Raw genomic sequence first — 2,107 nt, forward strand, 5'->3', positions numbered from 1 at the left:
GCATGTGGACGCCCAAGGGCTTTGTCGTCGGGCGGCATGAGGGAACGCCGGTGCTGGCCCCGATCGACGGCTATGTGCGCGGCGTGGCGCGCGATTCCGCCTATGTGCCGGCGGGCGTCAAATTGCTGGAAATCGATCCGCGCAGCCGTTCGGAGGGATTCAAGGACGCCGACGACCGCTGCCGCATCATCGCCGCCGCGACCCTGAAGGCGGTCAAGCTGGAAGCGGCGCGGCGCGAGGCGCCGGCTTCCGCAGGCGCCTCGGCAGGGCGTTAAGAATCCCCACAGCAGGTTCGGTAAAGCATTTTCCTGTCTGGGCGGATCGGCGGGCGCTGAGCCGCTAATATTCCCAACGCATGCCGACGCCCGCCGACGTGCTGCCGTCGGCGGCGGCCTCGCCCTGCACGCGCAGGCGCTTGGTCACATCGACGCCGAGCGTCACGGCGTTATCGGTGGGCTTGGCGCCGGTGCGGACGCCGACATTGACGTTTTTCGAAATATAACGGCTGGCGCCGACGCGCGGATTGCCGTCCGGGCCCATCTGAATGTCGAGCGTATCGACGCCGAGCTGACGACGCATTTTCTCCAGCACGCCGGGACCGCCCTGACCGCTGAATTCGGCCACCGTCTGCGCCAGTTGCAGGGCCTGCACGGCGCTCAAGCCGCCGGAGGCCGAGGCGAACAGCAGCCGTGAGATCACTTCGTCCTGCGGCAGGTCGGGCGTCGAGGAAAAGGTGAATTCGGGCTGGTCGGCCGGCCCAGAAATGGCGATCTGCGCGGCCACATCGCCGGCTGAGGTCTGCGCGGCGAAATCGAGCTGCGGAATCACGCCGCCGGCGAAGGTGATATTGCCCCGGCTGAAATCCAATCTCTTGCCCGCGAGCGTGAAGGCGCCGCGCCGGAGCTGGAAGGCGCCATGGGTCGCGGGCGCGGCGAGATCGCCGGTGACAGTCAATTCGCCGCCGAGTTCGGCGTCCATGCCGTGGCCGCGCACGAAAATGCGCGAAGGCGCGCTGACCGTGACATTGAGATCGGCGTTGAAGGGCGGCGGCGCGCCCTTGCGTCCCTGTCGGGCCTTGCGCTTGGCTTCGAGCGCGAGGCGCGCGCGGGCGGCCGGGGTCGGATCGACATGACGAACATCATCGAGCGGGCGGCTGGAGGCGGGGATGCGATCCGGCACGCGGACGTCGATGCTGTCAAAGGCGACGCGGCCGCCGATGCGCGGACGGCGCGCCAGCGGGCCGCTGAGGTCCAAAGCCAGCGAGGCCACCGCCGTGACGTAATCATTGGAGACCAGTTCGGCGTTCTGCCCGGTGACGCGCAGCGAGGCCGGGAAACCGGCGTCGGGCGCGACGCGGATCGTGCCCGAGACCGAGACATTGCCGCCATTGCGGGTCGCGGCGGTGAAACGCTCGACCACGATATCCTCGCCGCGTGCGCGCAACGTCGCGGCGATGCGGTCGAAACGCACGCCCGCCAACGGATCGTCGAAGGCGCCATTGGTCAGATTGGCCGTTCCGGAGAGCTGCGGCTTCTGCATGGTCCCTTGCGCGCGGGCGTCAACGGTAAGCCGCCCCGCGACGGTCTGGCCGGAATCGGCCAGCGCGACATTGGCGACCGCAGCATCAAGAGAGGCGCGCAGCGTCAGGTCAATCGCGCCGGAGGGGTCGAGCGGCAGCGAGCCGTCGACCTGCGCCGTTCCACCGCGCGGCAGGCTGACGGCGGCGTTGAGTGTGGTGCGCCCGCCTTGCAGCCGGCCGGAAGCGCGCAAGCCGATGGCGGAGACGCCCGCCGCGCGCAATTGCGGCGCCGACAGCCGGGGCAGGTCCAGCCGCCAGTCGCCGGCCGGCGCCGAAGCCTTGCCGGTGACGCGCGCCGAGGCGTCGAGCGCTCCGTCGAGCGCGAGATCGGGGCTCGCCAGTTTCGCCAGCGAGAGCGGCAGGGCCTTGGCGGACAGGGTCAGGTCCAGCGTCTCGCCGGCCGTTCCGTCGAGAGTGAGACGGCCCGCGCCGGCGGCGAGCGCCAGGCCGCGAATATCGACCGCGCCGGCCGGGAACGTGAAGCGCGCCGTCTGCGCAAGGCTGATCCTTTGGCCGCCGCCGCGCGCC

General features: G+C 70.3%; 1 protein-coding gene and 1 pseudogene. One reads left to right on the top strand and one right to left on the bottom strand.

Annotation, left to right across the window (positions count from 1 at the left end; all coding sequences use genetic code 11):
- A pseudogene (locus ACE3S9_RS18980) lies at positions 1-275 on the top strand (xanthine dehydrogenase); the annotation flags it as partial.
- A 64-nt stretch (positions 276-339) separates the two neighbouring features.
- Here ACE3S9_RS18980 and ACE3S9_RS18985 read toward each other — a convergent pair.
- Positions 340-2,107: translocation/assembly module TamB domain-containing protein (locus tag ACE3S9_RS18985; RefSeq protein WP_374548038.1), on the bottom strand; the 1,768-nt coding region annotated here is incomplete at its 5' end.

The organism is Rhodoblastus sp. (assembly GCF_041915505.1).
Classification (GTDB): domain Bacteria; phylum Pseudomonadota; class Alphaproteobacteria; order Rhizobiales; family Beijerinckiaceae; genus Rhodoblastus.